The following is a 26,264-nucleotide window of genomic DNA, read 5'->3' as shown; positions in this document are numbered from 1 at the left end:
CGGGTCCGCGCGGCGGCGCTGTCGGCGGGCCGAAAGGCGACGATAGGCGCCGTTTGCCCGCTCGCGCAGAGTGGGAGATCTGTGACCCTGTGTGCCGAAATGGCGTATGTCCAGGCACGCCCGCCCGTCTCGGGGCGGCTCGTCCGCGATCTCCGTGTGAGGCATCTCGCGCGCAGGACCCGCCTTCACCGTCCGCGGCGCGGTGCGCCAACTCGCGGCGGAATCCCGTGGCGGTGCCGGTCGCCCAGGCGGATGGGTGCCTTACCCGGCGCTTGCCTCCGCGGTCCGCTACGGCTTCGTCGACTTCGCCGGGCCGTTCCCGCGCTCCTCGGACTCACTGTCCTGCGGGAAACGGTCACTCGCGCGCGGGCGGTCGGCTCGGTCGGCTCGGGCGTTGCGGTGCCGGCTGGGCCGTCGCGGTGCCGGCTCGGCCGTCGCGGTGCCGGCTGGGCCGTCGCGGTCGACCTGCTGAGCCTCGGGTGGCGCCCGGCCCTGCCTCGGTGGGTCGACGTCCGAGGCTGATGCAGGTCTAGACCTTGACGTGCACATGGCGTCTCGCTAGCTTCCGGAGCCAGCAGGTCATTCACAGCTCCAAGCATTGTTCACGAACGTGAACACCATGTCGGCAGAAAGGCCTCCCCTGTGCGCATCAGAGCTCTCAAGCCCGCCCTTCTCGCCGCGATCGGCGCCCTGCTCGCGGGCGTCCTCGCCGCACCGGCCGCGGCCGGCCGGACCGCCCCGGGCCCCGGTGTCGAGACCGCCTCCGCCGCCGAGCCCACCCCCGGCGTCCTGAAGGCCGCCGAGTCCGCCATCCCCGCGTCGCAGGCCGCCCCTGCCGTCTTCGCCCACCCCGGCGTGGGGGTGAGCCGGGTCCAGCTCGACACCCTGCGCGCCCGGGTCGACGCGGGCGCCGCCCCGCAGGCCGCCGCATTCCGTCAGATGATGAACTCGCGGTACGCCTCTCTCTCGTACCCACCGCACCCGCGCGCCGTCGTCGAATGCGGCTCGTACTCGAACCCCAACTACGGCTGCACGGACGAGCGTGAGGACGCCATCGCCGCGTACACCCACGCCCTGGCCTGGTACGTCACCCGCAACGCCGCGCACGCCGCCAAGGCGATCCAGATCATGGACGCCTGGTCGGCCACCCTTCGCGACCACACCAACAGCAACGCGCCGCTGCAGACCGCCTGGGCCGCCTCCTCCTGGCCCAAGGCCGCCGAGATCATCAAGCACGCCTACGGCAACTGGCCGAACGCCGGCCGCTTCGCCACCATGCTCCGCACCGTGTACTCCGGAGATCCAGAACGGCTCGAACTCCAACGGCAACTGGGAGTTGAGCATGATCCAGGCCATCATCGGCATCGGTGTCTTCCTCGACGACAAAGCCGTCTACGACCGGGCCGTGGCGCTCTTCCGCAACCGCGTGCCCGCCTACGTCTACCTCACTTCCGACGGTGCCCTGCCCCGCACCAAGCCGGGCGACGGACGTGACACCCGGGACGAGATCATCGGCTACTGGCACCACCAGACCACGTTCGTGAACGGGCTCTCCCAGGAGACCTGCCGCGACTTCACCCACACCGGTTACGGCATCGCGGCCATGGCCCAGGTCGCCGAGACCTCGCGGATCCAAGGCCAGGATCTGTACCCGGAGTTCGGCGAGCGGATCCGGCACGCCCTCGGCTTCCACGCCACCTACGAACTGAACGACCCGCCGTCCTGGCTGTGCGGCGGCACGGTCGAGCGCGGCCTCGGCCCGGTCACCGAGGTCGGCTACAACGCCCTGCACAACCGGCTCGGCAACGTCATGACCAACACTCAGGCCTACACCCTGGTCCGGCGCCCGATGGGGACGAACGACCTCTTCGTCGCCTGGGAGACGCTGACCCACGGCGACAACGTGTCCTGAGGCGCGGAGCGCCGGACGGACCCGGCGGGGTGGCGCGCGTCGCCGCCCCACCGGAACGCGGGCCCGGGCACCGGTTTTGACAGGGCATTGACAAATCATTCGGCCCGCCGCCACAGTGCAAGGGATACGCAGAGCATGGCAATCCCATGTGCGACACACGCAAATACTCTGCAAAAGAGCACCGCTGATGCACGCGGCAAGCGCGGCCGGCGCGCGCCTTGCCTGACTTCCCCCACGTCAGGAAGGAAAGCTCTGTCATGTCTCAGCGCCCTCGCGCAGGGCTCGGATGGCTCACCGCACTGGCCCTCGCCCTGTCCGGATCCGCCATGGCCCTGCCGCCGCTCGCGGCAGCCGCCCCGCAGGTCATCCCGCCCGCCGATTACCAGCAGGTGCAACTGGCCACCGGTGCCGCCGAGTTGGGTGAGCCCATGTCGCTCACCGTACTGCCCGACCGTTCCGTCCTGCACACCGCGCGCGACGGCACGGTCCGCCACACCGACGCCGCCGGCAACACCAAGGTGGCCGGCAAACTCGACGTCTACACCCATGACGAGGAAGGCCTCCAGGGCATCGCCGCCGATCCCGGGTTCCGCACCAACCGGTACGTCTACCTGTACTACTCGCCGAAGCTCGGCACCCCGGCGGGCGACGCCCCGGTCACCGGAACCGCCGCCGACTTCGCCCCGTGGAAGGGGCACCTGAACCTCTCGCGCTTCACGCTCAGGGCCGACAACACGCTGGACCCGGCCAGCGAGAAGGTCGTCCTCGACGTGCCCAACGACCGCGGCCAGTGCTGCCACGTCGGCGGTGACATCGACTTCGACGCGGCCGGGAACCTCTATCTGACCACCGGCGACGACACGAACCCCTTCGACTCGGCCGGGTACGCCCCGATCGACGAACGCGCCGGCCGCAACCCGCAGTTCGACGCCCAGCGCAGCTCCGGCAACACCAACGACCTGCGGGGCAAGCTGCTGCGCATCAAGCCCACCGCCGACGGCGGGTACACGGTCCCGGCCGGCAACCTCTTCGCCCCCGGCACCGCGAACACCCGGCCCGAGATCTACGCGATGGGCTTCCGCAACCCGTTCCGCATGTCCGTCGACCGCGCCACCGGAATCGTCTACCTCGGGGACTACGGCCCGGACGCCGGCGGCACCGATGCGAACCGCGGCCCCGGGGGCCAGGTCGAGTTCGACCGGATCACCGGCCCCGGAAACTACGGCTGGCCCTACTGCACCGGCACCAACACGGCCGCCGAGACGTACAACGAGTACACCTTCCCCAGCGGTCCCTCCGGGGCGAAGTACGACTGCGCGGCCGGACCGGTGAACAACTCCTTCCGCAACACCGGCCAGTCGAAGCTGCCCCCGGCCGAGCCCAGCTGGATCAAGTACGGCCTGGACGGATCGCCCCCGGAGTTCGGCGGCGGCTCCGAGTCCCCGATGGGCGGCGAGGTCTACCGCTACGACCCGCACCTCAGCTCACCCGTGAAGTTCCCCCAGTCGCTGGACGGGAGGTTCCTCGCGGCCGAGTACGGACGCCAGTGGATCAAGGCGGTCGAGGTGAAGTCCGACGGCTCCTACGGGACGATCGAGGACTTCCCCTGGAACGGCACCCAGGTCATGGACACCGACTTCGGCCCGGACGGCGCCCTGTACGTCCTGGACTACGGCACCGGGGGCAACAACCAGGCGCTGTACCGCGTCGAGTACATCGCGGGCAGCAACCGCAACCCGGTCGCCAAGGCCGCCGCCGACAAGACCTCCGGGGCGCTGCCGCTGACGGTGCGGTTCTCCTCCCAGGGCAGCGCCGACCCCGAGGGCAAGGCCCTGACGTACCACTGGAACTTCGGCGACGGCGCGAGCTCCACCGAGGCCGACCCCAGTCACACGTACACCGTGAAAGGCACCTACCGCCCCACTCTCACCGTCCGGGACCCCGAAGGGCTGACCGGCACGGCCAGCCTGGTGATCACCGCGGGGAACACCGCGCCGACCGTCACCCTCCAGGCACCCGCCGACGGCCGGCTGTTCTCCTTCGGCGACACCGTCCCCTTCCGGGTCCAGGTCACCGACCCCGAGGACGGCACCGTCGACTGCGCCAAGGTGAAGGTCACCTACCTCCTCGGCCACGACAGCCACACCCACGCCATCACCTCCGCGAACGGCTGCACCGGCACCATCACCGTCCCGCAGGACGGCGAACACGACAGCGCGGCCAACCTGTACGGCGTCTTCGACGCCGAGTACACCGACGGCGGCGGACTGACCGGCCACTCGGTGCGCACCCTCCAGCCCCGCCACCGCCAGGCCGAGCACTTCAGCGCCCAGTCCGGCATCCAGACCGCCGCGCACGGCGCCGCCGAGGGCGGCCGGACGGTCGGCTTCACCGACAACGGCGACTGGATCTCCTTCAAGCCGTACGCGCTCGCGGGCGCCACCAGGTTCACCGCCCGCGTCTCCTCCGCGGGGGCCGGCGGCAGCCTGGAGGTCCGCGCCGGCTCCCCGGCCGGAACCCTCCTCGGCACCGCCACCGTGCCGGTCACCGGCGGCTGGGACACCTTCACCGACGTCTCCACCGGCCTGACCACCGCCCCCGCGGGCACCACCGAGCTGTACCTCGTCTTCCGGGGACCGGCCGGCCAGGGCAACCTCTACGACGTCGACGCGTTCACCTTCGCCACCGGCGCCACCGGCGGCACGACCCACGAGGCGGAGTCGTTCAGCTCCGGCTCCGGAGTCCAGGCCGCCGCGCACGCCCCGGCCAGCGGCGGCCGGACCCTCGGCTACATCGACAACGGCGACTGGGCCGGATACGCCGGCGTGTCCACCGCGGGCGTCTCCGCCTTCTCCGCCAAGGTCTCCTCGGCAGGGGCCGGCGGCACCCTGCAGATCCGCTCCGGGTCGGCGACCGGGCCGGTGCTCGGCACGGTGGCCGTCCCCGTGACCGGCGGCTGGGAGACGTTCACCACCGTCGGCACGCCCCTCTCCGGCACCGGGTCCGGACCGCTGTTCCTCACCTTCACCGGCGGCAGCGGAGCCCTCTTCGACGTCGACACCTTCACCCTCACCACCGCGGCACGAAAGGGGCGATGACCATGTCCAGCCCGACCCGACGGGCCGCCCGTCGCGGCCTGACCGCCCTCGCGCTCACCCTGAGCTGCGCGCTGGCCGCGCCCGCCGCCACGGCCCAGGCGGACCAGGACGACGCCCAGGCCGCCTTCGACGTCCTGGTGTTCTCCCGCACCGCCGGATTCCGCCACGACTCCATCCCCGCCGGCATCGACGCCCTGCGCGCCCTCGGCACCCAGGGGGACTTCACCGTCACGGCCACCGAGAACCCGGCCGCCTTCACCCCCGCGAACCTCGCCTCGTACGAAGCGGTGGTCTTCCTCAACACCACCGGCAACGTCCTCGACGACACCCAGCAGAGCGCCCTGGAGTCCTACGTGGACGGCGGCGGCGGCTTCGTCGGCGTGCACGCGGCGGCCGACACGGAGTACGACTGGCCCTACTACGGCCGGCTCGTCGGCGCCTATTTCAAGAGCCACCCCGCCGTCCAGCAGGCCACCGTCCGCACCGAGGACCGCACCCACCCGGCTACCGCGCACCTCGGCGCCACCTGGACGCGCACCGACGAGTGGTACAACTACCGCACCAACCCGCGCCCCGGCGTCCGCGTGCTCCAGACGCTCGACGAAAGCACCTACGGCGGGGGCGAGATGGGCGCCGACCACCCCATCACCTGGTGCCACACCCAGGGCAAGGGCCGCGCCTTCTACACCGGGCTCGGCCACACCGCGGAGTCCTACGGCGACCCGGCCTTCCGCACCCTGCTGCTCGGCGCCGTGCGCTACGCCGCCGGGCAGGCACCGGCCGACTGCTCCGCCCCCTCCGGCCCCGCACAGGTGGAGGCGGAGTCGTTCAGCTCCGGCTCCGGAGTCCAGATCGCCGCGCACGCCCCGGCCAGCGGCGGCCGGACCCTCGGCTACATCGACAACGGCGACTGGGCCGCCTACTCCTCCGTGTCCACCGCCGGCGCCCGGTCCTTCACCGCCCGGGTGTCCTCGGCCGGTGCGGGCGGCACCGTCGAGATCCGTTCCGGCTCGGCCACCGGCACCCTTCTCGGCTCGGTGCGCGTACCCGTGACCGGTGGCTGGGAGACGTTCACCACGGTGTCGACCGCGCTCACCGGCACGGCCTCCGGCCCGCTGGTCCTGAGGTTCACGGGCGGCAGCGGAGCCCTCTTCGACATCGACACCTTCACCCTGTCCACCCAGCCGACGACGACCCTCAACCCGAGCGTGCACCTGTTCCACTACCCGTGGTACGGCAGCCCGGCGGTCAACGGCGGCTGGCGGCACTGGCAGCAGGGCGGCCACACCCCGCCCGACGCCGTCGGCGCCGACTTCTACCCCGCTCTCAGCCCCTGCGACTCCGGCGACTTCACCGGAGCCGTGGCCCAGCACATGAAGTGGGCCGCCCGCTCCGGTGCCGGTGTGGTGGTCACCAGCTGGTGGGGGAGGGGCAGCTACGAGGACCGGCTCGCCCGGGGGATCCTCGACGCCGCGCAGAAGGAGGGCGTGTCGCCTGACACCTGGAGTACGGACGGCGCCGCCTACGACCGCCAGTGGACCAACGCCCTCGATCCGGCCATCGGCGGCTCACCGACGTGGGTGTCGGTGACCTCCTTCAACGAGTGGCACGAGGGCAGCTCCATCGAACCGGCCGACTCCACCCCGCCCGCCGGCCACGGCTACCGGACCTACGACGGCGCCTACGGCCGCACGGGCCCGGCCGCGGAGACGGCCTACCTGGACCGCACCGCGCACTGGGCGGCCCGCTTCCCGGCACCCGCACGCCGCTGACCCGATCCCGTACACCCCGTGGGGGCGTCCGGCCCGCGTCGGCCGGACGCCCCCACGGTCCGTCCGCCCACACGCCCTGATCGCCGTGTCCCCCTGCTCTGTCAACGATGATTTTCGGCTGGTAAACGATCGTTGAGGGAAGTCGCGACGGCACGTAGAGTGCGGGCAGCGCCAGAGATCTCGTACCTCCATGGCCCGAGGAGCACCTTGGTGGCGGCATCACCGCAACTCGCGGACACGGTCCGGCGATTGGAAGAACTCATCCAGGAGCAGGACCTGGACCGGTCCGCGCTCCTCGACACCCGGGACCTCGCGGCCAGGACCGCGCTGCCCGAGCCGACGGTCCGCGTGCTGCTCCGGGGAGCCGCCCCGCCCGACGACACCGTCCCGCAGCGGTTCTCCGCGCGCATCCGCGTCCTGGCCGAAGCCAACCTGCGCCGCACCGGCAGGAAGATGGCGGCGCTCGCGGCCGAGGTCGGCGGCGACCTGAACGTCTCGGACGTGTGGGCCCGCCTCATCCTCGAAGGCAAGAAGGTGCCCAACATCGAGCACCTGCACAAACTCGCCGAGTTCTTCGGCCTGGAGGACGGCGAGGCGTTCTTCACCGCCCCCGCCGACAAGGCGCTCAACCGCGCCCTGCTGCCCGTCCTGGCCGAGCTGGAGAACCCGGAGAAGGACCCCGTCGAAGCCCTGCTGAGAAAGTACGGAGTCCGGGCCGCGGACCTGCGCCGGCACGGCTCCCTGACACCCGAGGCGCTGGACCGGCTGCTGGAGGGAGTCATCCATTCGGTGCTGCCCAGAAAGGAGGACACCGACCGGTGAGCACCAGAGCGATGAAGGCTCTCCTCGCCTACCTCGGCAAGGAGGCCTCGAAGATCATCCAGCGCCCCGCGGACCCCCCGACCGTCATGCACGGCTTCTGCCGGGCGATGAGCGTCCGCCGCGGCCGGCCCGTGCAACTGGCCCTGCGCGCCTTCCCCGACGACCTCCCCGTCTCGGGCATGCGCCTGGACTGCGGGGACCGCTCCATCATCGTCGTGGAGGAGCGCGCCGTCCCGGAGGCCCAACTGGTCATCCTCGGCCACGAGTTGTGGCACGAGGAGCAGGGAGAGTGCCCGCACCACATCGCCGGCCTGCCCGCGGCCACCCGCGCGTTCGCCGCCCGGCCCGCCACCCCCGACCTCCTGCGGCGGGCCGCGGAGGCCATCCTCGCCTCGCAGGAAGTCCCGCGCCACGCGCTGCTCACCATCGCCGGACGAGCCGGATCCGCGGACGACCACGAGGTGGACGCCGAGACGTTCGGTCTGCTCTTCGGCCGCGAGGTCCGCGCCTGGATGGCCGGCCGGCACGCGAGAGGCCCGGTCAACCCCACCACGGTGGAAGGCCGGATCAACCTCTCCCTCAGCCACCGCGGCGGGCAGATCCTCGGATGAGCCTCACCGAAGTCCACCTCCCCTACGCCCTGCCCACCGTGCTGTTGCTGGCCGGGCTCGGCGCGAAGTTCCCCACCTTCGTACGGTCGTGGCGCAATCCGGACGCGCGCGCGACCTGGCTGGTCCTGCTGTGGGCCTCCGGCGTCTTCCTGTCCGTGGCTCCCGCGAGCATCCACGCGATCAACACCGTGACGGGCGTGCCGAACTTCGCGGCCCCCTGGTCGTACTCGCTGCTCACCGGATTCTCCGGCGCCTGCCTCGCCATGATCATCACATGGCGGGAAGAACCGTCCCCCCGGCGCCGCCGCCGCGTCCGCTCCGTCTGGGCGATCCACGCGGGCACCATCACCGCCCTGTGGATCACGTTCCTTCTGGCCGACGTGTCCGAGGAACGCATCTACGACCTGGACACCCACTACGCCACCACCCCGTGGATGCGCGAGCACATCCTGCTGTACCTGCTCGCATTCCTCATCTCCACGCTCGTCGCGACCTACATGATCTGGACCTGGATCTACCAGGTCAGCGCCCGATGGCTGAAAACGGGACTGCTCTTCCTCCAGACCGGCTACGCCTTCGGGGTCGTCTACGCCCTGGCCAAACTGACGGCGGTCGCGGCGCGCTGGACGGGCACCGACTGGGACTGGCTGTCCACGTACCTCGCTCCTCCCTTCGCCATCCTCGGCGCGACCCTGGTGGCCATCGGCTTCATCCTTCCCGTCATCGGGCCCTTCCTCCAGACCTGGCCGCGCGAACAACTCGCCTACTGGCGGCTGCGATCCCTCGCCCGGGTCATCGACGACGTGGCCCCGTCCGCCGTCCGGGCCCGGGTGAGCAGATTCGCCCCCCTCGACCTGCGCCTGCTGCAACGCCAGCAGCACATCCATGACGGCCTGCTGCGTCTCGCCCCCCACCTCGACCACGACCTGTACCGCAGGGCCCACCAGGCGGCGTCCGCCCGCCACGACGAGACACGAGCCCGCGGCCTCGCCGGCGCCGTCGCCCTCCAGGCGGCACTCAGCTCCTACGGCAACGGCGCCCCGCGCGAGCCGGGCGAGCGGCCCTCCCAGGTCGGTCACGACATCACCGACCACCTGGAGGCCATCTCCCGCAGCCTCAGCCGCCCCCGCGCCCTCGAGGACGTCCGCCGACAGGCGGTGCGGGCCGGGCCGGCGGTTCGGCCGGACAGGGCCGGCCACATCGATGAACAGAAAGCGTGAACGCACATGACCGACAGATCCACCAGCCGCCGGCCCACCGCGGTCGTCATCGGCGCGAGTGCCGCCGGCCTCTTCGCCGCGGCCGCCCTCGCCGAGTTCGCCGATGTCACGGTCGTCGAACGTGACATCCTTCCGGCCTGTCCCGAACCCCGGCGCGGTGTCCCGCAGTCCCGTCACGCGCATCTCGTGTGGAGCGGCGGCGTGAAGGCCTTCGACGAGCTGCTTCCCGGAGTCACCGACGAGATCGTGGCCCGGGGCGCCCGCCTCGCGCACATCATGGGCGACATGGTCTCGCGCGCCCCCAACGAGGTCTGGTTCCGGCGCTTCACCGCCACCCATCACCGCAACCTGGTCTGCTCGCGTCCGCTGCTCGACGCGGGCCTCGGTGCCCGCGTACTGCGCGACGAGCGCATCACCCTCCTGCCCCGCGCGAACGCCCTGGAACTCATCGGGGACGCCTCTCGCGTCACCGGCGTCCACGTGCGCGTCGAGAACGAGGAGCGCCCCCTCACCGCCGACCTCGTCGTGGACGCCTCCGGCCGCGGCTCCCGCGCCCCCCAATGGCTCACCGCGCTCGGCCTGCCGCCGGTCCCCGAGCGGGAAGTCAACGCCGGTGTCGCCTACGCCACCCGCCTCTACCGCGCGCCCGGCGCCACGGCGGACACCGTCTTCCCGCTCGTCAACGTGCAGGCCAACCCGGCCAAGGCCCCCGGCCGGGGCGGCATCGTGCTGCCCGTCGAGAACGGGCGGTGGATCGTCACCCTCTCCGGCACACGCGGCGCGGAACCCACCGGCGATCCGGACGCGTTCGTCGACTTCGCCCTCGGGCTGGGCGACCCCGTGATCGGGGAACTGCTCAAGAACGCCGAACCGATCGGCGACGTCGCCACCACGCGCAGCACCGCGAACCACCGCCGCTACTACGAGAAGTCGGCCCGCTGGCCGGACGGCTTCACCGTCCTCGGCGACGCCATAGCCAGCTACAACCCCGTCTACGGACACGGCCTCACCGTCGCCGCCCAGTGCGCGCTCGCCGTCCGCGCCGTCCTCCGCACGACGGACATCACCGCGCCCGGCACGGCGCGCCGACTGCAGCGCGCCGCCGCCCGCCCCGTGGCCGCGGCCTGGGACCTCGCCGTCGGGCAGGACATCTTCTACCCGGGCGCGGCCGACACCCCGCCCACGGCGCTGGAGAAGTACCTCGCCGCCTTCGTCGACCGCTGCGTGGAGACCGGCGCGCGCAACCCGCGCGCCCTCGCCGCCCTCCTGGACGTGATGAGCCTGGAGAAGCCGCCCGCCCGGCTGTTCTCACCCGGCATGATCATCCCCATGCTCTTCGGTCCGAAGAAACCTTTCCTCCAGGGCCCGCCGCTGACCGAGCCGGAACGGCGTGCCGCCGTCGGATGACCTGCCGGGGGTGGGGGGCCGGCCGGCCGACGTCGGCCGGCCAGCCTTTCGCCAGGTCAGCGGGTCTTCTTCAGGGTGATCTTCCCGGCCTTCTTGGTGAACAGGGCACCGCCGGCGCTCATCGACACGAGCACGCTGTACCTGCCCGCCGGAAGATCCGATACGTCCACTCCGCCGGGCCCCGTGGTGAAGTATCCGGAGTCGTAGTTACCGAGGTCGCCGGGCTGCTTGTGCGGCCGTACGGCGTCCGGGTTCTTCTTCACGCTCAGGGGGAAAGAGTGACATCCGGTCTTCCCCTGGAGAACCAGGTAGTAGAAGGCGTGCGCGTCGCGGTCGGCATTCCTTCCGGGCACGAAGAAGACACCTTCCGCGTGGAGCTTCCGGTCCTTCTCCTCCAGTTTCTCGGCGGAGAAGGACACGCCCTCGGAATCGAAACCGATGATGCTCCGCTTGACCAGCTTGAGGCCGCCCTTGCCACCTCGGAAGAGAAGCTCCGAGTCGCCGCAGACCTGGCGTCGGTCCACCGCGTTCTGTGAGATCAGCCGGGTCCGCCGCTCGATCCCCTCGTCCTCGCTGGTGATGCAGACGGACACGTCGTAGGTGCCCTGGGGAAGCTCGGTGAAGGTCAGATCTCCCTGGGAGGCGAACCCGCCCATGGCGTACTCGCAGAAATACTCGTCGAAGTAATCCCGGTAGAGCCTGATCTCCTTCGTGGTCTCCAGCGGGTACACCCAGGTCTCGCCGTCCTTCTCCAGGACGAGCCGCTTGGTCTCCTCCGCCGGGCCGTCGGGCGACTCGCCCGGCAGGAAGGCGTGCCCCTTCAGCTCCAGACTGCCGTCCGTGAACACGGCGCGGTTGAGCGTGGCCAGGGCGGTGTTGCGCTGCCGCAGCTCGGCCAGGTACTCGGCGGCCTCCTCCGGGTCCGCGGAGTAGTTCCCTGTCCGGACGTCTCCCCACCGGGGTGCGACGCCCTCGGTGAGGGAGTACACGATGCTCAGGATCGACGGCAGCGCCTGCCGGACCACCTCGTCGTGCCGGCGCACCGTGGGCGATTCCACGAACAGGAAATTGAAGTTCTCGTATTCCCGCAGCGCCGGGAGATAGTGCTTGACTTCCTGCTCGTACTGGTAATCACCGGGGGAGGAGACCAGATAGATGTTCCGCTTGAGATCCGCGTCCTGGTCGAGGAGATCCTTCATGACGGCATCAAGGACGGCCACGTTCTCATCGGGCTGGCCCTCGCCCAGGACGGCGTCTCCGAGCTGGCCGTGACCCTTCGAGTAACTTCCCAGAAAGTACTGCGGAGTCGACGCCACAATGTTCTTGTAGTCGTACTTCAGGCCGTAATAGAGCGCGGCGCTGCCGCCCTTCGAAGCGCCCAGGAGAGTCACCTCGTCCCGGGTCACCCGCAGCCGCCGCATATAGTCCTCTATCAGCGCCTGTATGGAATCCGTGACGCTGAAGTCCATGTTCCTGGCCACATAGTACGAGGCCCCGTCGTCGAAGTGATCGCGAATCCTGAGGATGTTGCACTTGACGCTCTCGAGCGCGTTGCCGAATCCGTACTTGCTGCCCACGGAGGAGAAGACCACCAGCAGGTGCCGGCGGTCTCCCTGCGCCGGGCGGAACTGGAACTCCACCGGCCACTTCCCGTGCACCTCCACGCTTTCCTTATAGGCTCGGTTTTTCTGCGTCGCGTAGTTGGGAGACAGTGGAGGCAGGGAATTCTTCATGACGGCAGGCGGACTCTCTGGCCGGGTGTGCGGACGGATCGTGCTCCGGCGGAGTATACGGAGTGGCCATCTGATGGTCATCCAGATGTCAGGACGGCGAACAGTCCCCGCGCGCGGGAGCCCTCCGGCGTGCTCCAGGCACCGGCGACATGGCCGGTCGCTCCCTGGGGGAGGACGGGACGGCCGTCCGGGGCGGGCCGCAGGACCCGGTGCAGGCGCAGGGTCGTACGGGGCGCGACAGTCAGCTCGGTGCCCTCCCGGTCGTCGGCGGTGGTGGCGGTCGCGGAGAAGTCCGTGAGGAGAGAGCCGTCACCGGTGCGGGAGCGTGTGACGTCCCGGTCGGGGGTGTCGCTGGCGTTCTGGTCCTGGGCCTGCGCGTGGCCCTCGATCAGCGCGAGCAACTGGGCGACCAGCACCGGATCGTGGCAGCCGTCGTAGGCCCAGCGCCGTCCCAGCACTCCGTGCTCCATGGTGCCGACCAGAGCGTGATCCGCTCCGTCGAGCCGCTCGCCTCGATAGGTCAGCGGCACCAGGTAGGCGGCCGGATCGGCGCCGGCGGTGTCGGTGACCACCATGAACTCGATCCCGACCGCACCCCGTGGATCGTCCAGCCGGAACCCGCCGGCCTTGGTCAACCTCGGTGCGCCCGCCCCGCCGCGGTACCACGGCCGGGAGGGCAGCCAGGAGGTGAGCAGTTCCAGCTTGCTCGGCTTGAGGACGGTGTGGTGGATGACGGCCATGCGAATCGGGTCTCCCTGTGAGCAGAGGTGAGAGCTTTTCAAGGGGCGCCGCCGGCGCTCCGGCCGACCTACTCATTGTGACCGTCGCCGACTCTCGGTGGGGGCCCGGCTCCGTGATCGATTGGTGGGCCGTTCCGCCGCGGCGTAGGGTCGGATCTGGCGGGAACCAGTCACGATCCACCGCCCCCACGGCGCGATGCCATGAGCAATCCCGAGCCCACTCGCGCAGCACGGGCCGCCCCGCAGGACAAGGAGCGGGGCGAAGGCCGTGGGAGGGGCATGGCGTTGCTGGTCATCGCGTCCTGTCAGCTGATGGTGGTGCTCGACATCACCATCGTCAACATCGCGCTGCCGGACATCCAGCGCTCGCTCGGTTTCTCCACGACCAGCCTGTCCTGGGTGGTCAACGCGTACACCCTCACTTTCGGGGGACTGCTGCTGCTCGGCGGCCGGGTGGGCGACATCCTCGGCAGACGGCGCGTCTTCGTCTTCGGCGTTCTCCTCTTCGTCCTGGCCTCGTTGCTCGGCGGCCTGTCCCAGAACGACTGGCAACTCCTCGCCGCCCGTGCCCTGCAGGGCGTCGGCGGCGCCATCGCGTCCCCGACCGCCCTCGCCCTGATCAGTACGACGTTCCGTGAAGGGCCCGAACGCAACAGGGCGTTCGGGGCGTTCGCCGCGGTCTCGGCGGGCGGCGGCGCGATCGGGCTGCTGGCGGGCGGGATGCTGGTCGAGTGGCTGAACTGGCGCTGGGTGCTGTTCGTCAACGTTCCCATCGGGCTGCTCATCGTGCTGGCCACCCCGCGCTGGATCCGGGAGTCCGAGCGTCACCCCGGGCACTTCGATCTGATCGGCGCGCTGACCTCCACCGTCGGCATGGTGCTGCTCGTGTACGGCTTCATCCGGGCCGCGCAGGACGGCTGGCGGGACGGGCTCACCCTGGGGGCGTTCGGCGCGGCCGTCGTCATCCTGGTGACGTTCATCCTGCTCGAGCGGCGCTCCCCGCAGCCGATCACGCCCCTGCACATGTTCGCGGACCGCAATCGGGCGGGCACGTACGGCATGATGCTCAGCCTCGCCGCCGCGATCTTCGGCATGTTCTTCTTCCTCACGCTCTTCGTCCAGAACGTGCTGGACTTCAGCCCGCTCCAGGCCGGGCTGGCCTTCCTCCCCGTGAGCGCCGTCATCGCGGTGGGCGCCGGGCTCGCGTCCCACCTCCTGCCGAGGTACGGGCCCAAGCCGTTCATGGTCACGGGCGCGCTGCTGGCCGCCGTGGGCCTCGCGTGGCTGACCCTGACCGATGTCCACTCGACGTACGCGGGCAGCGTTCTCGGCCCGATCCTCGTCTTCAGCCTCGGTATGGGCATGGAGTTCGTGTCCCTGACCCTGATGGCGCTGTCCAACGTGGCCACCCATGAGACGGGCGCCGCCTCCGGCCTCCTCAACGCCACCCAGCAGGTGGGCGGCTCCCTCGGCCTGTCCATCCTGGTCACCATGTTCGGCACGGCCAGCAGCAACGAGGCGGCCAAGCAGATCCCCGCATTCCTCGCCCAGGCGACCCCCGCGGAGCGGCTGCGCTTCGAGCGCACCGGGCAGCTCCCGCCGCCGTGGGCCGACGAGATCCTGACCTCGGGCGTCTCCGCCGCCTTCAGCACGGCGGCGATCTTCACCGCGCTCGCCGCGGTGATCGCCCTCCTCGTCATCCAGGTCCGCCCCTCCGACCTGGAACGGCTCCAGGGCGGGGGAATGCCGACGGTCTGACGCACCGCCGTCGCGTCACGACCCCGCGACGCGGTTCACCGCGCTGTGGTGCCGTCCGTGCGGAAGGGGGTGAAGTGCGCCGGGGCACGGTCGATGGGCAGATCCGGGCGCCAGGCGGTGAGGATCTGCGCGGAGCAGACGAACAGTCCTTGAGGGAGATCGTCCAGGTGATACCACCTCCATTCTCCGACGCTCTCGTCCGGTTGGTCGGCGGGCTCGCCCTGCCAGGCCGTGACGACGGCCCCGACGGTGACGCGCGGCACCTCGCCCACCCGGTCGACCAGTGTCCCGAGGAGCGTGACATCGTCGCGGCGCGCCTGGAGTCCCGTTTCCTCCGCGAGTTCGCGCACGACCGTGTCCTCGAAGCTCTCGCCGGGCTCCACGCTCCCCCCGGGAAGCTCCCAAGTCCCTCGGCGGTGGCGGCCGAGCAGCAGCCCCCGCTCGCCGTAGACGATGGCTCCGGCCCCCACGGCGGCATGCGGGACCGGCGGACGGTGCGTGCGGGGGCGGCTGGAGACCCGGGACGGTCCCGGGCGCGGCAGACGCCTCGCCCTGACGACCTGGACCACCACTGGATTGCCGGACTCCGGCGCACGCAGCAGCTCCACCGCCTCGACGACGAAGCAGTGCTCGGCGAGCAGGTCCTCCCACACCTGCGGGGTGAGCACCCACATGTCGATCGGGATCGGTTCCTCCTCCCGCAGCCGGATGACCTGCCGGCGCGGGGCGACGGTGCCGGACGGGCCGTGGCCCTCGTTGTCGGTGTGCAGGGCCGAGAAGACGAGGGGCGCGCCATCGGCCAGGCCGTCCCGCAGCGCGGGCAGCAGATGGTGCGGATCGATACAGCCGAAGGACCGGACACCGTAGGCCGCCTCGTACGGCTCCGCATGACGCAGATGGTCGGCGACGTCGGCGCGGAAGAAGCGCACACCGGGTTCGGAGCCGTGGCCGGCCATGGCACGCCGGTGCTGAGTGGGGGACAGCTCGATCCCGTCCACCAGGGCGCCATGGGCGCGGGCCAGATGCACGGCGTGGTGACCGGGCCCCGACCCGACGTCGAGCACGCGCTTGCCCCGCAGGTCACCCAGGATCTCGGCACCGGGGCCGACACCCGGCTAGAACGCCCAGTCGAGGCGATCCGGCACCGGTGGCGCGTACCCGTGATCCAGCTGACGCTGGCCATAGAGGATCCAGCTCTGCTCGTTGGTCGGCTGCGCAGTCATGTGCGCATTCTCTCCGCCGGGCCCGCACTCCGATCAGCACCCGTGCGGTCCGGACCGCCCCAGACCACGAAGGCCGCCGGGGCGGGCGGACGACGTTATGCGGACGGACTGGGTCTCGCCAAGCCGGCCGAACTCTTGACTCGTACGGGCGTATGCGTGAGCCGGAGATCACCTGGTCGGGGGAGTGGCGGGACTGAGACGTAGCGGGCCCCGGCGCGCCGGCGAAGGATCGAGACGAGTCATGACGTGCTGATGATCGTCCCGTTGGAGTCTCCGGTGACACGCAAAATCCACACGCGGCGGGGTGCCTCCGGTATCGAGAGGCGCTTGTGGGATGCCGTAGTGCCCGGCGAGGAAGTGGTCGCTCGACCGGCCGAGGAGGTGCCGGCGGACCTCATCCGTCAGCTGGCGATGGGCATCCATCTCCCGGAGAAGCCACACCGTCTGCGTTTGCGGGGAGCTCGGATCACTGGAGAGCTGGATTTCGAGGCCGCGACGCTGCGGTGTCCGCTGGAACTCACGGACTGCGAACTCGGATCAGTCAATCTGGAACAGGCGCACGCACCGGCGATCTATCTCCTCGGATGCCGCTTCACCCAGCTCAGGGCGTTATTTTGGGCTGGGTCCTTGGAACCGTGGTGGCGGTCGGCATCGTCAATATGATCAAGCGCCCCGCCTGATCGCCGCTGGGCGTCGGCGGACCCCGGACGATCCCATCGCCGGCGGTGGCGGCTAGGGCACCAGCGCCGCCATCACGGACAGCGGCAGGGACGGGTTGGCCGCTGCCGCTTCCGCCACCGACCCCTCCTCGTCGCCGAGCAGGTCCACGATGATGTGCGGCGGCAGGGCGGGGTGGCGGGCGGCGAGGGGTCCGGCCCGGTCGTCCGTCAGGCAGGCCAGCAACGCGGGCGGCGTGGCGTGACGGTGCCGGGCGATCTCCCTGAACGCCTTCTTCACCGGGGGCTGGTGGCGCGACAGGTCTTCCAGCAGCGCGGGGGAGGCGTCCGGATTGGCCGCCACGCGGGCGACCACCTGGACGCCATGCCGGTCCACCATGGCGCGCAGCCGGGCCTCGGACAGGCCCGGGTGCGGTGCGACGGACTTGACGACCTTCGCGTCGGGGTCGGCGGCCAGCGCGTCGCGGATTTCGGCGGGCAGATCTCGGCGTGTCGCCACGAGTGTGCGTACCGCCGGGTTCGGTGACGCGGCCAGCTCCACGACCTCCGCCGGGGAGGCGGCGGCGATGCGGGGCAGCAGCGTCGGGCCGATCCGTACGACACCGGCCAGGCCGACGAGGACGTCGAGTGGCACACGCGGGTTGTGTGCCAAGCTCCGTCGCACGTCGGCACCTTGGTCGGTGGCCAGGGCGCGCATCAGGGCGTCGTCGATCGCCGGATTCCCGGCGACGGTGGCGCGGACCCCAGGAACGGGATCGTCGGCGAGGCGCCCGGCGACGTGTGGCGGGAGGTCGGGCCGGGCGGCGAGTTCAGTGCGCAGCAGGGCCGAGCGGTGGTCGGCGAAGCCCAGGACCGCCGCGGTCGGTGTGGCCGGGTTCCGGAGGGCCGTCTGCTGGATCTCGTGCACCGTGGACCGGTGCGAGCCGTCGCAGGCGGCACCCGCGCGAAGGCCGCAGTCCCGCCGCGGGCAGTGGGGGTCGTGGACGAACGGCGGCTGCTCACGGTCACAGACCAGGCACTGCCGGGCGGGGGCGAGCCCTTCCCCGGTGATCAGCATCCCCAGTACGGCCGAGGGCGTCGCCTGGTTCGCCGCCACCGCGCGCCGGACCTCGGCATGAGGGTGTTCCGCGAGCCGTGTGATGACGTCCGCTGTCGTCCACAGCGCCAGCTCCGTGACGACGCGCGGGTCCGGGTCGGCGGCGAGCGTCTCCACCACATCGGCCGGGAGACCGGGGCAGGCGGCCAGCTTCTCCCGGTGCACGACGTCCGGGTCCGACGCGAACAGCCGCGCCCACTCGGCCCGGCCCGCACCTTCGTCGAGAAGGGCGAGCGCGGCCCGCGGCTGCTTCACGGGGTCGACGTCGTCGGCCCGCAACCCGGCCGAGTAGGCGAGTTGTACGGCGGCCTCCTCACCGCGTGCGGCCAGCGCGCTCGCCTGCGCCCGGCTGAGGTCCGTACGGCCGGCGAGGTCGCCCGCCAGGCCGGCGTCCGCGATGTCGATCAGCCGGTCGATCAGCTCGGAAGGCAGGGCGGGATTGGCGGCGAGTCCGCACAGGACATGGACACGATTCACAAGCCCCCATCCTGTCCGGCCGCCGCCGCAACGGCTCCCGGATTTCGTACCCCCGCGGGGCCGACTCACCGCAGTGCGCCGGGACTTCAGGAGCGGAAGCCGATGACGCCGAAGCCCGGCCGCTCCGCCGCGTGCCGCATCCAGCCGAGACACTGCATGACGGCCTCCACGACCTCGGGCTCCAGCGGCGGCGCCTGCCCCGATTCGTCGACGGCCCGCTTGGTGGCCTCGAACTGGTCGAGCGCCTGGGATATCTGATCGGGCGTCCACTCACCGCACCCCGGTGTGAACGTGTACGGCAGCGGAGCGGGCAGACCGCCGTACCCGAACTCCTCGACGGACACGGCGGTGATACCCAGAGCCTTCAGCCCCTGGTCGACCACCGACAGCCAGTCTCCCCGGTGCGGCGTGAAGCAGTCGTTGTCCAGGAAGGAGCCGGTGAGCGAGCACAGGCGCTTGTAGGCGTAGCCGTACTGGAAGGCGTGGTCCTCGTCCGAGCTGAACGGCCCGCCGTGGACGACGGCGTGCAGCGCCTCGTACGCCGTGGGGGCACCCTGGGCTGTCGCGTGACTGAAATAGTCGTCGTCGCGGGCCAGGTCGTCCCCGAAGGTGTCGCGGATCACCTCCAGCAACTGATCGTCGCGGGAGCCGACCAGGGCACGCGTGGCGGCGACGTCGAGCAGGTAGACGCTCAGAGAGGAACTCATGGGGCGAATCTAAGGCACGCCACTGACACTGCCGTCGGCCGCGGTCGACCGCCGCGGTGTCATCGAACCGGCGCGGAGACTCAGGCGCCGCCGAAGCCGGACTCGGCCAGGGCCAGCATGGCGGCGGCCGTCAGCTCGTTCCCCGGATCGGCGGCGGTGGCGAGCAGCCAGCGGGCCGCCGCCACCGGCTCGGCGGGCGGGACGACCAGCAACTCCCAGCGCCCCACGGTGCCGCAGTCCAGCGTGATGGCGTGCGCCTCGGTGACCACCCCCGACAGGGACACGGCGATCACATGACCGGGTACCAGCACCGTACGCGGGGCATCCGGCCAGGCGGCCGTGTCGACGGTGACCCTGGTGACCCTGCCGAGCCCGGGATCCAGCGCGCCGACCAGCGCCGGCAACTCCAGCTCCAGCGCGTCGCAGCGCGGCCACCAGGCCCCGTCGAGCGGGCCCTGGCCGCCCCTCGCGGTGAGCAGCAGCCGGGGCTCCGGCATCCGGTACGTATGCGCTCCCCCCGGAGCGCTGCCCGCTGCCGGCTTTCCGGTGACGTCCATGATGCGATCCCGTCCCGGACGGCACGGGCCGTCCGCCTCTGTCGTTTGCCGGGAACGGCACCGCCGTGGACGCGCTGCCCGAAATGTTCTCGGTGGCAGCAAGGGTACGTCCGGCCCGCCGTCGGGGCTCACTGGTCGGAGTAGCGGATGTCCCCGATGGTCCAGGCGCTCACATCCTCCAGGGCTACGCGGTACATCCCACCCGTGTCCGGGATGCCGACGCTGCCCTGGAGGATCCGGGCGAGATGGAAGTGGAGGTGGGTGGGCCGGCCGGAGCGGGGCGGCGAGTCGTCGCCGTCCGGTGCGGAGAACACCCCCGCGAAGTGCCGCAGGTCCGTCGAGTCCCGCAGTACCTCCGCCACGCGCTGCTTCCACAGGGCTTCGGGGGCCAGCCGTCCGGTGATGACGGCTCCGGGGACCACCACGGTGAGGGACATCCGACTGCTGTGCTGAGACTCCACCGCTTCGGCGATGCCGAGAAGCAGATCGTCAGGGTGCGCCATGCCTGTGGAGCCTAGCCCAGGGAGACGCGCTACGAGCCCTGCGGACCGCCGACGTCTCGGACATTCCACGGACTCGGTGCGGCGACGGGGGCTTCGTGGCAGACGAAACCGAGCCGGGTCAGCGCTCTGCGCACCTCGTCCGCGGTGAAGTCACGGCGGTCCTGCTTGGTGATCACTTCCCCGACCTGTTTCACGGGGTAGGTGCGACGGCCGATGGTCACGGACACACCGGTGACGGGTTCGGGCTTGATGCCCTCCATCGACTGCTCGACCTCGCTCTTGATCAGGTCGAAGGGGAAACGGGCGATGACACAGCGCATGATGCCTCGACAGGGTTGGGTGAGAGACGCCGATTTGGGGGTGGACGAAGGGGGTCAGCGGGGCAGGGCGAGCACGCCCAGGGCGTAGCCGTGGTCGTCGATGACGGGGGAGACGTCGAGCGTACGGATCCGCATGGCGGCTTCCGCGTCGTCCAGGACGGCGGTGGAGGCGGTGAACGGCCCGCCGTCGAACGGGATGTCCCGCAGCCGGGTCCGGTCGATGAACCACGATCCGCCACGGTGGGCGGCGAGCTGGGCCCGGGTGACCAGGCCGGAGCAGCGGCCGTCGTCGTCCCGCAGCAGCAGGTGCGTGACACGGGCGCCGATGAGTACGGACAGCGCCACGTCGACCGTCGTGCGGTCGTCGACCTGCGGCACGGAGGCGTCCATGGCGTCACCGGCGGTCAGGCCGGTGCCGAGGATCGTGCGGGGCTGGGGAGGGACGGGGGGCAAGGGCTTCTCCTCTTCGACGGCCGGGCGTCTCTGCTTCAACTCGTCAACGGCGGGCCGACTCCACTCGGATCTTCCGGTCTTCCGTGCTTGCTGGTCTTCGGATGCTCAGGGCTGGCGGGGCGCGCGTGCGGACGGGCGGCGGCCACGCCCGCCCCGACCGCGCCTGGCGGCCCCGGCGTGCCGGGGCGGCTCCGCGACCGGGGTCGCGAGGACGACCGGTACGCCGGACGGCGTCCGGGCGCCGGTGATGCGATGCAGCTCGGCGTCGCCCGGGGCGACCCGGGCGGCGTGCGGCCTGATGCCCGCGTCCGCCATCAGGCGGTCCACCGCGCGACGCTGGTGGGGCAGGACCAGGGTGACGACGGTGCCCGACCGTCCGGCGCGGGCGGTGCGGCCGCCGCGGTGCAGATAGTCCTTGTGGTCGCCGGGCGGGTCGACGTTCACGACGAGGTCGAGGTCGTCGACGTGCAGGCCGCGGGCCGCCACGTTGGTGGCCACCAGGACGGTGACGAGGCCGTCCTTGAACTGGGCGAGCGTCCGATTGCGCTGCGGCTGCGACTTGCCTCCGTGCAGGGCCGAGGCGCGTACGCCCACGGACAGCAGCTTCTTGGTCAGCCGGTCCGCCGCGTGCTTGGTGTCCAGGAACAGGATCACCCGTCCGTCGCGAGCGGCGATCTCCGTCACGGCGGTGTGCTTGTCGGCGTCGTGGACGTGCAGCAGGTGGTGCTCCATCGTGGTGACGGCACCCGCCGCCGGATCGACCGAGTGGACCACGGGATCGTGGAGGTAGCGCCGTACGAGAAGGTCGATGTTGCGGTCGAGCGTGGCCGAGAAGAGCAGTCGCTGGCCGTCCGGCCCCACCTGGTCGAGCAGCGCGGTCACCTGGGGCATGAAGCCCATGTCGGCCATCTGGTCGGCTTCGTCCAGGACGGTGACGCCGACCTGGTCCAGACGGCAGTCGCCGCGGTCGATGAGGTCCTTGAGACGGCCCGGCGTCGCGATGACGACCTCTGCGCCGTCCCGCAGGGCCCGTACCTGCCGGCTGATCGAGACGCCGCCCACCACCGTGGCGAGCCGCAGGCGCAGGGCCCGGGCGTACGGCGTGAGGGCGGCGGTGACCTGCTGGGCCAGCTCCCGGGTGGGGACGAGGACGAGGGCGAGCGGCTGCCGGGGCTCGGCCCGCTGGCCGTCCAGCCGGGCCACCAGGGGCAGGCCGAAGGCGAGGGTCTTGCCCGAGCCGGTGCGTCCTCGGCCCAGCACATCGCGGCCGGCCAGCGCGTTCGGCAGGGTCGCGGCCTGGATGGGGAAGGGCGCGGCCATCCCCCGGGCCTGGAGGGTGGTGAGCAGACGCTGGGGCATGTCGAGTTCGGCGAACCGCTCCACCGCCGGCAAGGCCGCGGTCGATGTGGTCGGCAGGGCGAACTCGGTCCGGTGGGGGGAGCGCAGGGTGCGGAAGCGGCTGCCGTGACTACGGGTGCGGTTCATACGAACCTTCCTCGATGCGGCACGTATCGAGGAATTCCACCCGGGCGGCGTACGGCCGCACGAGGATTCACAAGAATGAGCCGGAGAAAAAGTACTGGCGCGCAGCGGGAGGAGATGTCGGACCGCTCGCGCGGGAACGTGAATGCGCCGGGGCCCGCACCCCAAGAGTGCGGGCCCCGGCCACGTTCGGTTCGCGTCAGCGTCAGGCGGGAACGATGTTCTCGGCCTGCGGGCCCTTCTGGCCCTGCGTGACGTCGAAGGTCACCTTCTGGCCCTCCTGAAGCTCGCGGAAGCCGGAGGTGGCGATGTTCGAGTAGTGGGCGAACACGTCAGCGCCGCCGCCGTCCTGCTCGATGAAGCCGAAGCCCTTTTCCGCGTTGAACCACTTCACGGTGCCAGATGCCATATTGAATCTCCCTTGGGGGCAGTGCCGGAATCCGCACTTTGCGAACTCCGAGTCGCCGCGATGATCACCCCTCCGGAAAGATTGGAAGGTCCCGGAAAGCTCCGTACAGAAAACAAGTCTCTGGTAACCAAAACTGCAACTGCGACTACGCTAACACAGGTCGCCGGGAAATCCCATGCCTGATTAATCCTCGTCCCGTCCGGCGCGGTAATTCTGCAGCGGCGACGTTAGATATCCCTACCGTCATCCGTCAGGTTCCGCCGCATTTCGTCGTTCTCGCGGTGGGTGTCGTCGAGCCGCTCCTCGAGCGTGATGATCCGGCAGGCGGCCTCGACGGGGGTCCCCTGGTCGACGAGTTCGCGGGCGCGGGCGGCGATGCGCAACTGGCGGCGGGAGTAACGGCGGTGGCCGCCCTCCGACCGCAGCGGCGTGACCAGCCCGGCCTCACCGATGGCGCGCAGGAAGGCGGGGGTGGTGCCGAGTATGTCGCGGCTCGCCCCATGGTGTAGGCCGGGTAGTGGTCATCGTCGAGGTTGCCGGCTACGGGCGAGTTCTCGGCGGGCATGGCACCTTTGTTCCGCGGACGTGGCGGGGGAGGGCGGGCGCATGGACACCCGTTGCTCCGATGGCTGAGCGCCATCCGCCTGAGAGGACGACCCTATCGCTCCCGAACCTGGATATGTGCTCCGGCGGGCGAAGATTCCCGCCGCCCGCGGCGGCGCGCTCGTCCGCTGAACCGAAGGCCGTCGCCACGGCGCGATGACGAGGCGGAGGCGTGTGCAGTCCGCCAAGCCGGCGATCGATGCGAAGCCGGGCGCCCGAGCGGGGCCGCGCTCCTGTCCTTGCGGGAGCTGGAGGTCCGGGGCGGCACGCCGGCGGCGGGACCGGCCGAGCCGAGGACGCGCGGGGCCGGTTCCACGGCGGGCGTGTGCCGCTGTTCGTCGCGGCGATGGGTCCGCAGGCGCCGCGGGCCGGTGGCGAGCCGGCGCACGGGATTCCGCCGCCTCTCGCCGGGCCGCGCGCGCCTGCCGACCACACCGCCCCGGCCGTCCCGGCCGTCCCGGCCGTCGGCCGGGACGCGCCCCGGATCGCGTCCCCACTGGTCCCCACTGGTCCCCACTGGTCCCCACTGGTCCCCGCTGGCACCCGCGAGCAGATGGAGCCGGACGGCTGAGCGGCGCGAATGCCGGCCGCGGACGCCGGGTCAGGCCCGGGTGCCGCCCTGCTCGACGGCCTCGTCGGTCATGTCCGTCACCTGACGCGCCGGCGGGGCGTCCGCTTCCAGCTCGGTGCCGAAGTCGCTGAACTCCAGCACGGTCCGCACCGTCATCCGCTGTGGTCCGGTCGCGGTCTTCGCGCCGGCGCCACTCTTGGGGGTGGCCGGCGCCTGCACGGTCATGTCCACCTGCTGGCGGCGGATGCGGCCTTCGTCGTCCAGCCAGATGTCCATCGGGAGGGCCGGGCCGAGCTGCTTGCTCAGCTGGGCGCCGTCGGGCAGCTTGGCCACGTCGACCGTCACGTGGTACCGCGTGGTGGCGACGCCGCCGATCTCGGCCGACCCCTTGTTCGTCACGTCCCTGTCGTCGATGGCCCTGGCGAGCGCCGCGGAGCGGGCCGGGTCGTTCATGGACTGACCGCCGGCTCCCTGCTGGGCGGCGACCTTCTTCAGGTCGATCTTGATCCATGGCTTGCCGCCGGGCGCCTGCCCGGCCGGAGGCTTCTGGTACAGCACCTGGTCGATCACGCGCTGCTCGATCCGCTGTCCCTCCGCGGTGACCGTCATGACGCTGTCCCCGTCGTCGAGGTCGACCGTGCCCTTGCCGTTCGCGGTCACCGAAGTGCCCTCGGCGGAGGTCCGTACCTTCAGCGTCACCCGCGCGGTGTCCTCCTCGGCCGTCTTCTCGTAGGCGGAACGCACCGCCTGCGTGCCCGGTTCCCGAGCGCCGGCGCTCCCCGGGGTGGGGGAACCCTTCGCGGGTCCGGCCGTGTCGCCGCCCTCGTCACCGCAGCCGACGAGCACCGTGCCGGCGAGAATTCCGGCGACGGATAAGGCCCCGATCCTGCCGCCGCTGACTGACCTGGCCATCAAGAGGCTCCTCTCAGCCTGTGTCTGTATGTGTTCGTTGCCCCAAGTGCCCTTCTATGAGGGGAACATGCGCGCTTCCGCAGTCAGCAGCGCACGCCGGATCAGACGACCGGCAGCCGCCGGGGTGATCGGCCTCGTGGCCGCTCGGGGCAGGCGTGGAGGTAACGTCGTACGCGAGGAGGACTTTCCGATGCAGGCCGGGCGGTGATGTGATGGGCTCGCTGGTGTTCGACAGCGATGACCTGGAGGCGACGGAGGCGTTCCTCTGCCAGGCGTACGCCCGCATGACGATCAGCAGCGGCACCCCGGAGAGCAGTCCCGCCCGTATCCGCCGGGACACCATGCCGTCGGTCAGCGTCGACGAGCTGGAGCTGGGCTTCGACATGAGCTACGCGGTGGAGCCCCTGGGACGGATCTGCCTGTGCCTGGTGCACGAGGGGACCCTCCAGGACCATGTGTACCAAGGGGTACGGGACGACTTCGGCCCCGGGGACATGGTGCTCCTCGCTCCCCCTGACCTGCCGTACGCGGGGCGGGTCTGCACGGCCCGCTACAACATCACGATGCTGGACCCGGCGCTGCTGGACCAGGTCGCCGCCGGCGGGCCGAAGCCGGCCCCGGGGCCGGTGCGGCTGACGGGACACCGGCCGCACTCGCCGGCCGCGGCCCACCAGCTGAAGAACACCATCACGTACCTGCGCGACCATGTCCTCGGCGACCCGGCCACCGCCGGTCAGCCGCTGATCGCCTCGGCCGGCAGTCAGCTGCTGGCCGCGAGCGTGCTGGCCGCCTTCCCGAACACCGCGCACACCGATCCGACCGCCCAGGACCGGACCGACGCCCACACGGCGACCCTTCGACGGGCGGTCGCGCACATCGAGGACCACGCCGACCAGCCCCTCACCGTCGCCGACATCGCGGCCGCCGCCCACGTCACCATCCGCGCCCTGCAGTACGCCTTCCGTCGCCACCTGGACACCACGCCGCTCGCCTATCTGCGCCGTGTACGCCTCGCGCACGCCCATCAGGAACTGCGGGAGGCGCACCCGCTGGGCGGGGTCACCGTCGCGGAGGTCGCCGCACGCTGGGGCTTCCCGCACGCCGGGCGCTTCGCCGCGCTCTACCGGGAGGCCTACGGCACCGGCCCGTCCGACACCCTCCGCGGCTGAGCCCGCTCCTCCGACCCGCACCGGAGGGGGCC

The 26,264-nt window shown here is 71.2% G+C and carries 21 protein-coding genes and 2 pseudogenes; 10 read left to right on the top strand and 13 right to left on the bottom strand.

Annotated elements, in window-relative coordinates; translation table 11 throughout:
• The first annotated feature begins 642 nt into the window (after positions 1–642).
• The 7 genes and pseudogenes from VE614_RS25090 (at position 643) to VE614_RS25060 (ending at position 10,842) form a co-directional block, all read left to right on the top strand.
• Positions 643–1,912: pseudogene (locus VE614_RS25090) on the top strand (alginate lyase family protein).
• A gap of 257 nt (positions 1,913–2,169) precedes the next feature.
• On the top strand, positions 2,170–5,010 hold the full coding sequence (locus tag VE614_RS25085; RefSeq protein ID WP_414719643.1) for a carbohydrate-binding protein: 2,841 nt from the start codon (positions 2,170–2,172) through the stop codon (positions 5,008–5,010).
• Positions 5,011–5,012: 2 nt separating this feature from the next.
• Complete coding sequence (locus VE614_RS25080; protein WP_324941406.1) at positions 5,013–6,782, top strand: ThuA domain-containing protein; 1,770 nt, start codon at positions 5,013–5,015, stop codon at positions 6,780–6,782.
• A 249-nt stretch (positions 6,783–7,031) separates the two neighbouring features.
• The gene (locus tag VE614_RS25075; RefSeq protein WP_324941403.1) at positions 7,032–7,604 is read left to right on the top strand and encodes a hypothetical protein; all 573 of its coding nucleotides are present in this window, start codon (positions 7,032–7,034) and stop codon (positions 7,602–7,604) included.
• Positions 7,601–8,215 carry a toxin gene (locus VE614_RS25070; RefSeq protein WP_324941400.1) on the top strand — a complete coding sequence of 205 codons (615 nt, stop codon included), beginning with the start codon at positions 7,601–7,603 and terminating at the stop codon, positions 8,213–8,215. Before VE614_RS25075 ends, VE614_RS25070 begins: the two co-directional genes overlap by 4 nt.
• On the top strand, positions 8,212–9,435 hold the full coding sequence (locus VE614_RS25065) for an MAB_1171c family putative transporter (RefSeq protein ID WP_324941398.1): 1,224 nt from the start codon (positions 8,212–8,214) through the stop codon (positions 9,433–9,435). Before VE614_RS25070 ends, VE614_RS25065 begins: the two co-directional genes overlap by 4 nt.
• 6 nt (positions 9,436–9,441) lie before the next feature.
• Positions 9,442–10,842: an NAD(P)/FAD-dependent oxidoreductase gene (locus VE614_RS25060; protein ID WP_324941395.1), complete on the top strand. Its 1,401-nt coding sequence runs from the start codon at positions 9,442–9,444 to the stop codon at positions 10,840–10,842.
• Positions 10,843–10,898: 56 nt separating this feature from the next.
• On the opposite strand, the gene VE614_RS25055 is transcribed toward VE614_RS25060, so the two are convergent.
• Positions 10,899–12,575, bottom strand: coding sequence for a hypothetical protein (locus VE614_RS25055; RefSeq protein WP_324941392.1), 1,677 nt, complete (start codon positions 12,573–12,575; stop codon positions 10,899–10,901).
• A gap of 77 nt (positions 12,576–12,652) precedes the next feature.
• Positions 12,653–13,315, bottom strand: a complete 663-nt coding sequence (locus VE614_RS25050; RefSeq protein ID WP_324941389.1) for a maltokinase N-terminal cap-like domain-containing protein — start codon at positions 13,313–13,315, stop codon at positions 12,653–12,655.
• A gap of 279 nt (positions 13,316–13,594) precedes the next feature.
• On the opposite strand from VE614_RS25050, the gene VE614_RS25045 reads away from it, so the two are divergent.
• Entirely contained in the window at positions 13,595–15,073 is a 1,479-nt protein-coding gene (locus VE614_RS25045; protein ID WP_324941386.1) for an MFS transporter, read from the top strand.
• A 35-nt stretch (positions 15,074–15,108) separates the two neighbouring features.
• On the opposite strand, the gene VE614_RS25040 is transcribed toward VE614_RS25045, so the two are convergent.
• Complete coding sequence (locus VE614_RS25040; RefSeq protein ID WP_414719642.1) at positions 15,109–16,137, bottom strand: bifunctional class I SAM-dependent methyltransferase/NUDIX hydrolase; 1,029 nt, start codon at positions 16,135–16,137, stop codon at positions 15,109–15,111.
• A gap of 405 nt (positions 16,138–16,542) precedes the next feature.
• On the opposite strand from VE614_RS25040, the gene VE614_RS25035 reads away from it, so the two are divergent.
• The gene (locus VE614_RS25035; RefSeq protein ID WP_324941383.1) at positions 16,543–16,959 is read left to right on the top strand and encodes a hypothetical protein; all 417 of its coding nucleotides are present in this window, start codon (positions 16,543–16,545) and stop codon (positions 16,957–16,959) included.
• Positions 16,960–17,028: 69 nt separating this feature from the next.
• On the opposite strand, the gene VE614_RS25030 is transcribed toward VE614_RS25035, so the two are convergent.
• The 10 genes and pseudogenes from VE614_RS25030 to VE614_RS24980 all read right to left on the bottom strand — a co-directional run bounded on the left by VE614_RS25030 (position 17,029) and on the right by VE614_RS24980 (position 25,063).
• Complete coding sequence (locus VE614_RS25030) at positions 17,029–18,546, bottom strand: hypothetical protein (RefSeq protein WP_324941377.1); 1,518 nt, start codon at positions 18,544–18,546, stop codon at positions 17,029–17,031.
• Between the two features lie 86 nt (positions 18,547–18,632).
• Positions 18,633–19,253 (bottom strand): DUF7691 family protein, encoded by a 621-nt coding sequence (locus VE614_RS25025; protein ID WP_324941374.1) that lies wholly within the window; start codon positions 19,251–19,253, stop codon positions 18,633–18,635.
• A gap of 80 nt (positions 19,254–19,333) precedes the next feature.
• Positions 19,334–19,810: a DUF5994 family protein gene (locus VE614_RS25020; protein WP_324941371.1), complete on the bottom strand. Its 477-nt coding sequence runs from the start codon at positions 19,808–19,810 to the stop codon at positions 19,334–19,336.
• 128 nt (positions 19,811–19,938) lie between these two features.
• Positions 19,939–20,313, bottom strand: coding sequence for a hypothetical protein (locus VE614_RS25015; protein ID WP_324941367.1), 375 nt, complete (start codon positions 20,311–20,313; stop codon positions 19,939–19,941).
• A 29-nt stretch (positions 20,314–20,342) separates the two neighbouring features.
• The gene (locus tag VE614_RS25010) at positions 20,343–20,633 is read right to left on the bottom strand and encodes an SCO5918 family protein (protein WP_324941364.1); all 291 of its coding nucleotides are present in this window, start codon (positions 20,631–20,633) and stop codon (positions 20,343–20,345) included.
• Between the two features lie 54 nt (positions 20,634–20,687).
• The gene (locus VE614_RS25005; RefSeq protein ID WP_324941361.1) at positions 20,688–21,086 is read right to left on the bottom strand and encodes a CBS domain-containing protein; all 399 of its coding nucleotides are present in this window, start codon (positions 21,084–21,086) and stop codon (positions 20,688–20,690) included.
• Between the two features lie 105 nt (positions 21,087–21,191).
• Positions 21,192–22,598 (bottom strand): DEAD/DEAH box helicase, encoded by a 1,407-nt coding sequence (locus VE614_RS25000; protein WP_414719652.1) that lies wholly within the window; start codon positions 22,596–22,598, stop codon positions 21,192–21,194.
• 175 nt (positions 22,599–22,773) lie between these two features.
• Positions 22,774–22,977, bottom strand: a complete 204-nt coding sequence (locus tag VE614_RS24995) for a cold-shock protein (protein ID WP_007383480.1) — start codon at positions 22,975–22,977, stop codon at positions 22,774–22,776.
• A gap of 227 nt (positions 22,978–23,204) precedes the next feature.
• A pseudogene (locus VE614_RS24990) lies at positions 23,205–23,542 on the bottom strand (MerR family transcriptional regulator).
• Between the two features lie 639 nt (positions 23,543–24,181).
• Positions 24,182–25,063 (bottom strand): hypothetical protein, encoded by an 882-nt coding sequence (locus VE614_RS24980; RefSeq protein WP_324941344.1) that lies wholly within the window; start codon positions 25,061–25,063, stop codon positions 24,182–24,184.
• 212 nt (positions 25,064–25,275) lie between these two features.
• On the opposite strand from VE614_RS24980, the gene VE614_RS24975 reads away from it, so the two are divergent.
• Entirely contained in the window at positions 25,276–26,232 is a 957-nt protein-coding gene (locus VE614_RS24975; RefSeq protein ID WP_324941341.1) for a helix-turn-helix transcriptional regulator, read from the top strand.
• The last annotated feature ends 32 nt before the right edge of the window (positions 26,233–26,264 follow it).

The sequence above is a fragment of the Streptomyces sp. genome, assembly GCF_035645055.1.
Classification (GTDB): domain Bacteria; phylum Actinomycetota; class Actinomycetes; order Streptomycetales; family Streptomycetaceae; genus Streptomyces.
This window is presented reverse-complemented; position numbering and strand designations above follow the sequence as displayed.

Bases quoted from the DNA above. Each gene is read 5' to 3' on its own strand.
- VE614_RS25085 (WP_414719643.1), top strand. From the start codon at position 2,170: ATGTCTCAGCGCCCTCGCGCAGGGCTCGGATGGCTCACCGCACTGGCC.
- VE614_RS25080 (WP_324941406.1), top strand. From the start codon at position 5,013: ATGTCCAGCCCGACCCGACGGGCCGCCCGTCGCGGCCTGACCGCCCTC.
- VE614_RS25065 (WP_324941398.1), top strand. From the start codon at position 8,212: ATGAGCCTCACCGAAGTCCACCTCCCCTACGCCCTGCCCACCGTGCTG.
- VE614_RS25060 (WP_324941395.1), top strand. From the start codon at position 9,442: ATGACCGACAGATCCACCAGCCGCCGGCCCACCGCGGTCGTCATCGGC.
- VE614_RS25055 (WP_324941392.1), bottom strand. From the start codon at position 12,575: ATGAAGAATTCCCTGCCTCCACTGTCTCCCAACTACGCGACGCAGAAA.
- VE614_RS25050 (WP_324941389.1), bottom strand. From the start codon at position 13,315: ATGGCCGTCATCCACCACACCGTCCTCAAGCCGAGCAAGCTGGAACTG.
- VE614_RS25045 (WP_324941386.1), top strand. From the start codon at position 13,595: ATGGCGTTGCTGGTCATCGCGTCCTGTCAGCTGATGGTGGTGCTCGAC.
- VE614_RS25025 (WP_324941374.1), bottom strand. From the start codon at position 19,253: ATGAGTTCCTCTCTGAGCGTCTACCTGCTCGACGTCGCCGCCACGCGT.
- VE614_RS25020 (WP_324941371.1), bottom strand. From the start codon at position 19,810: ATGGACGTCACCGGAAAGCCGGCAGCGGGCAGCGCTCCGGGGGGAGCG.
- VE614_RS25015 (WP_324941367.1), bottom strand. From the start codon at position 20,313: ATGGCGCACCCTGACGATCTGCTTCTCGGCATCGCCGAAGCGGTGGAG.
- VE614_RS25010 (WP_324941364.1), bottom strand. From the start codon at position 20,633: ATGCGCTGTGTCATCGCCCGTTTCCCCTTCGACCTGATCAAGAGCGAG.
- VE614_RS24995 (WP_007383480.1), bottom strand. From the start codon at position 22,977: ATGGCATCTGGCACCGTGAAGTGGTTCAACGCGGAAAAGGGCTTCGGC.
- VE614_RS24980 (WP_324941344.1), bottom strand. From the start codon at position 25,063: ATGGCCAGGTCAGTCAGCGGCGGCAGGATCGGGGCCTTATCCGTCGCC.
- VE614_RS24975 (WP_324941341.1), top strand. From the start codon at position 25,276: ATGGGCTCGCTGGTGTTCGACAGCGATGACCTGGAGGCGACGGAGGCG.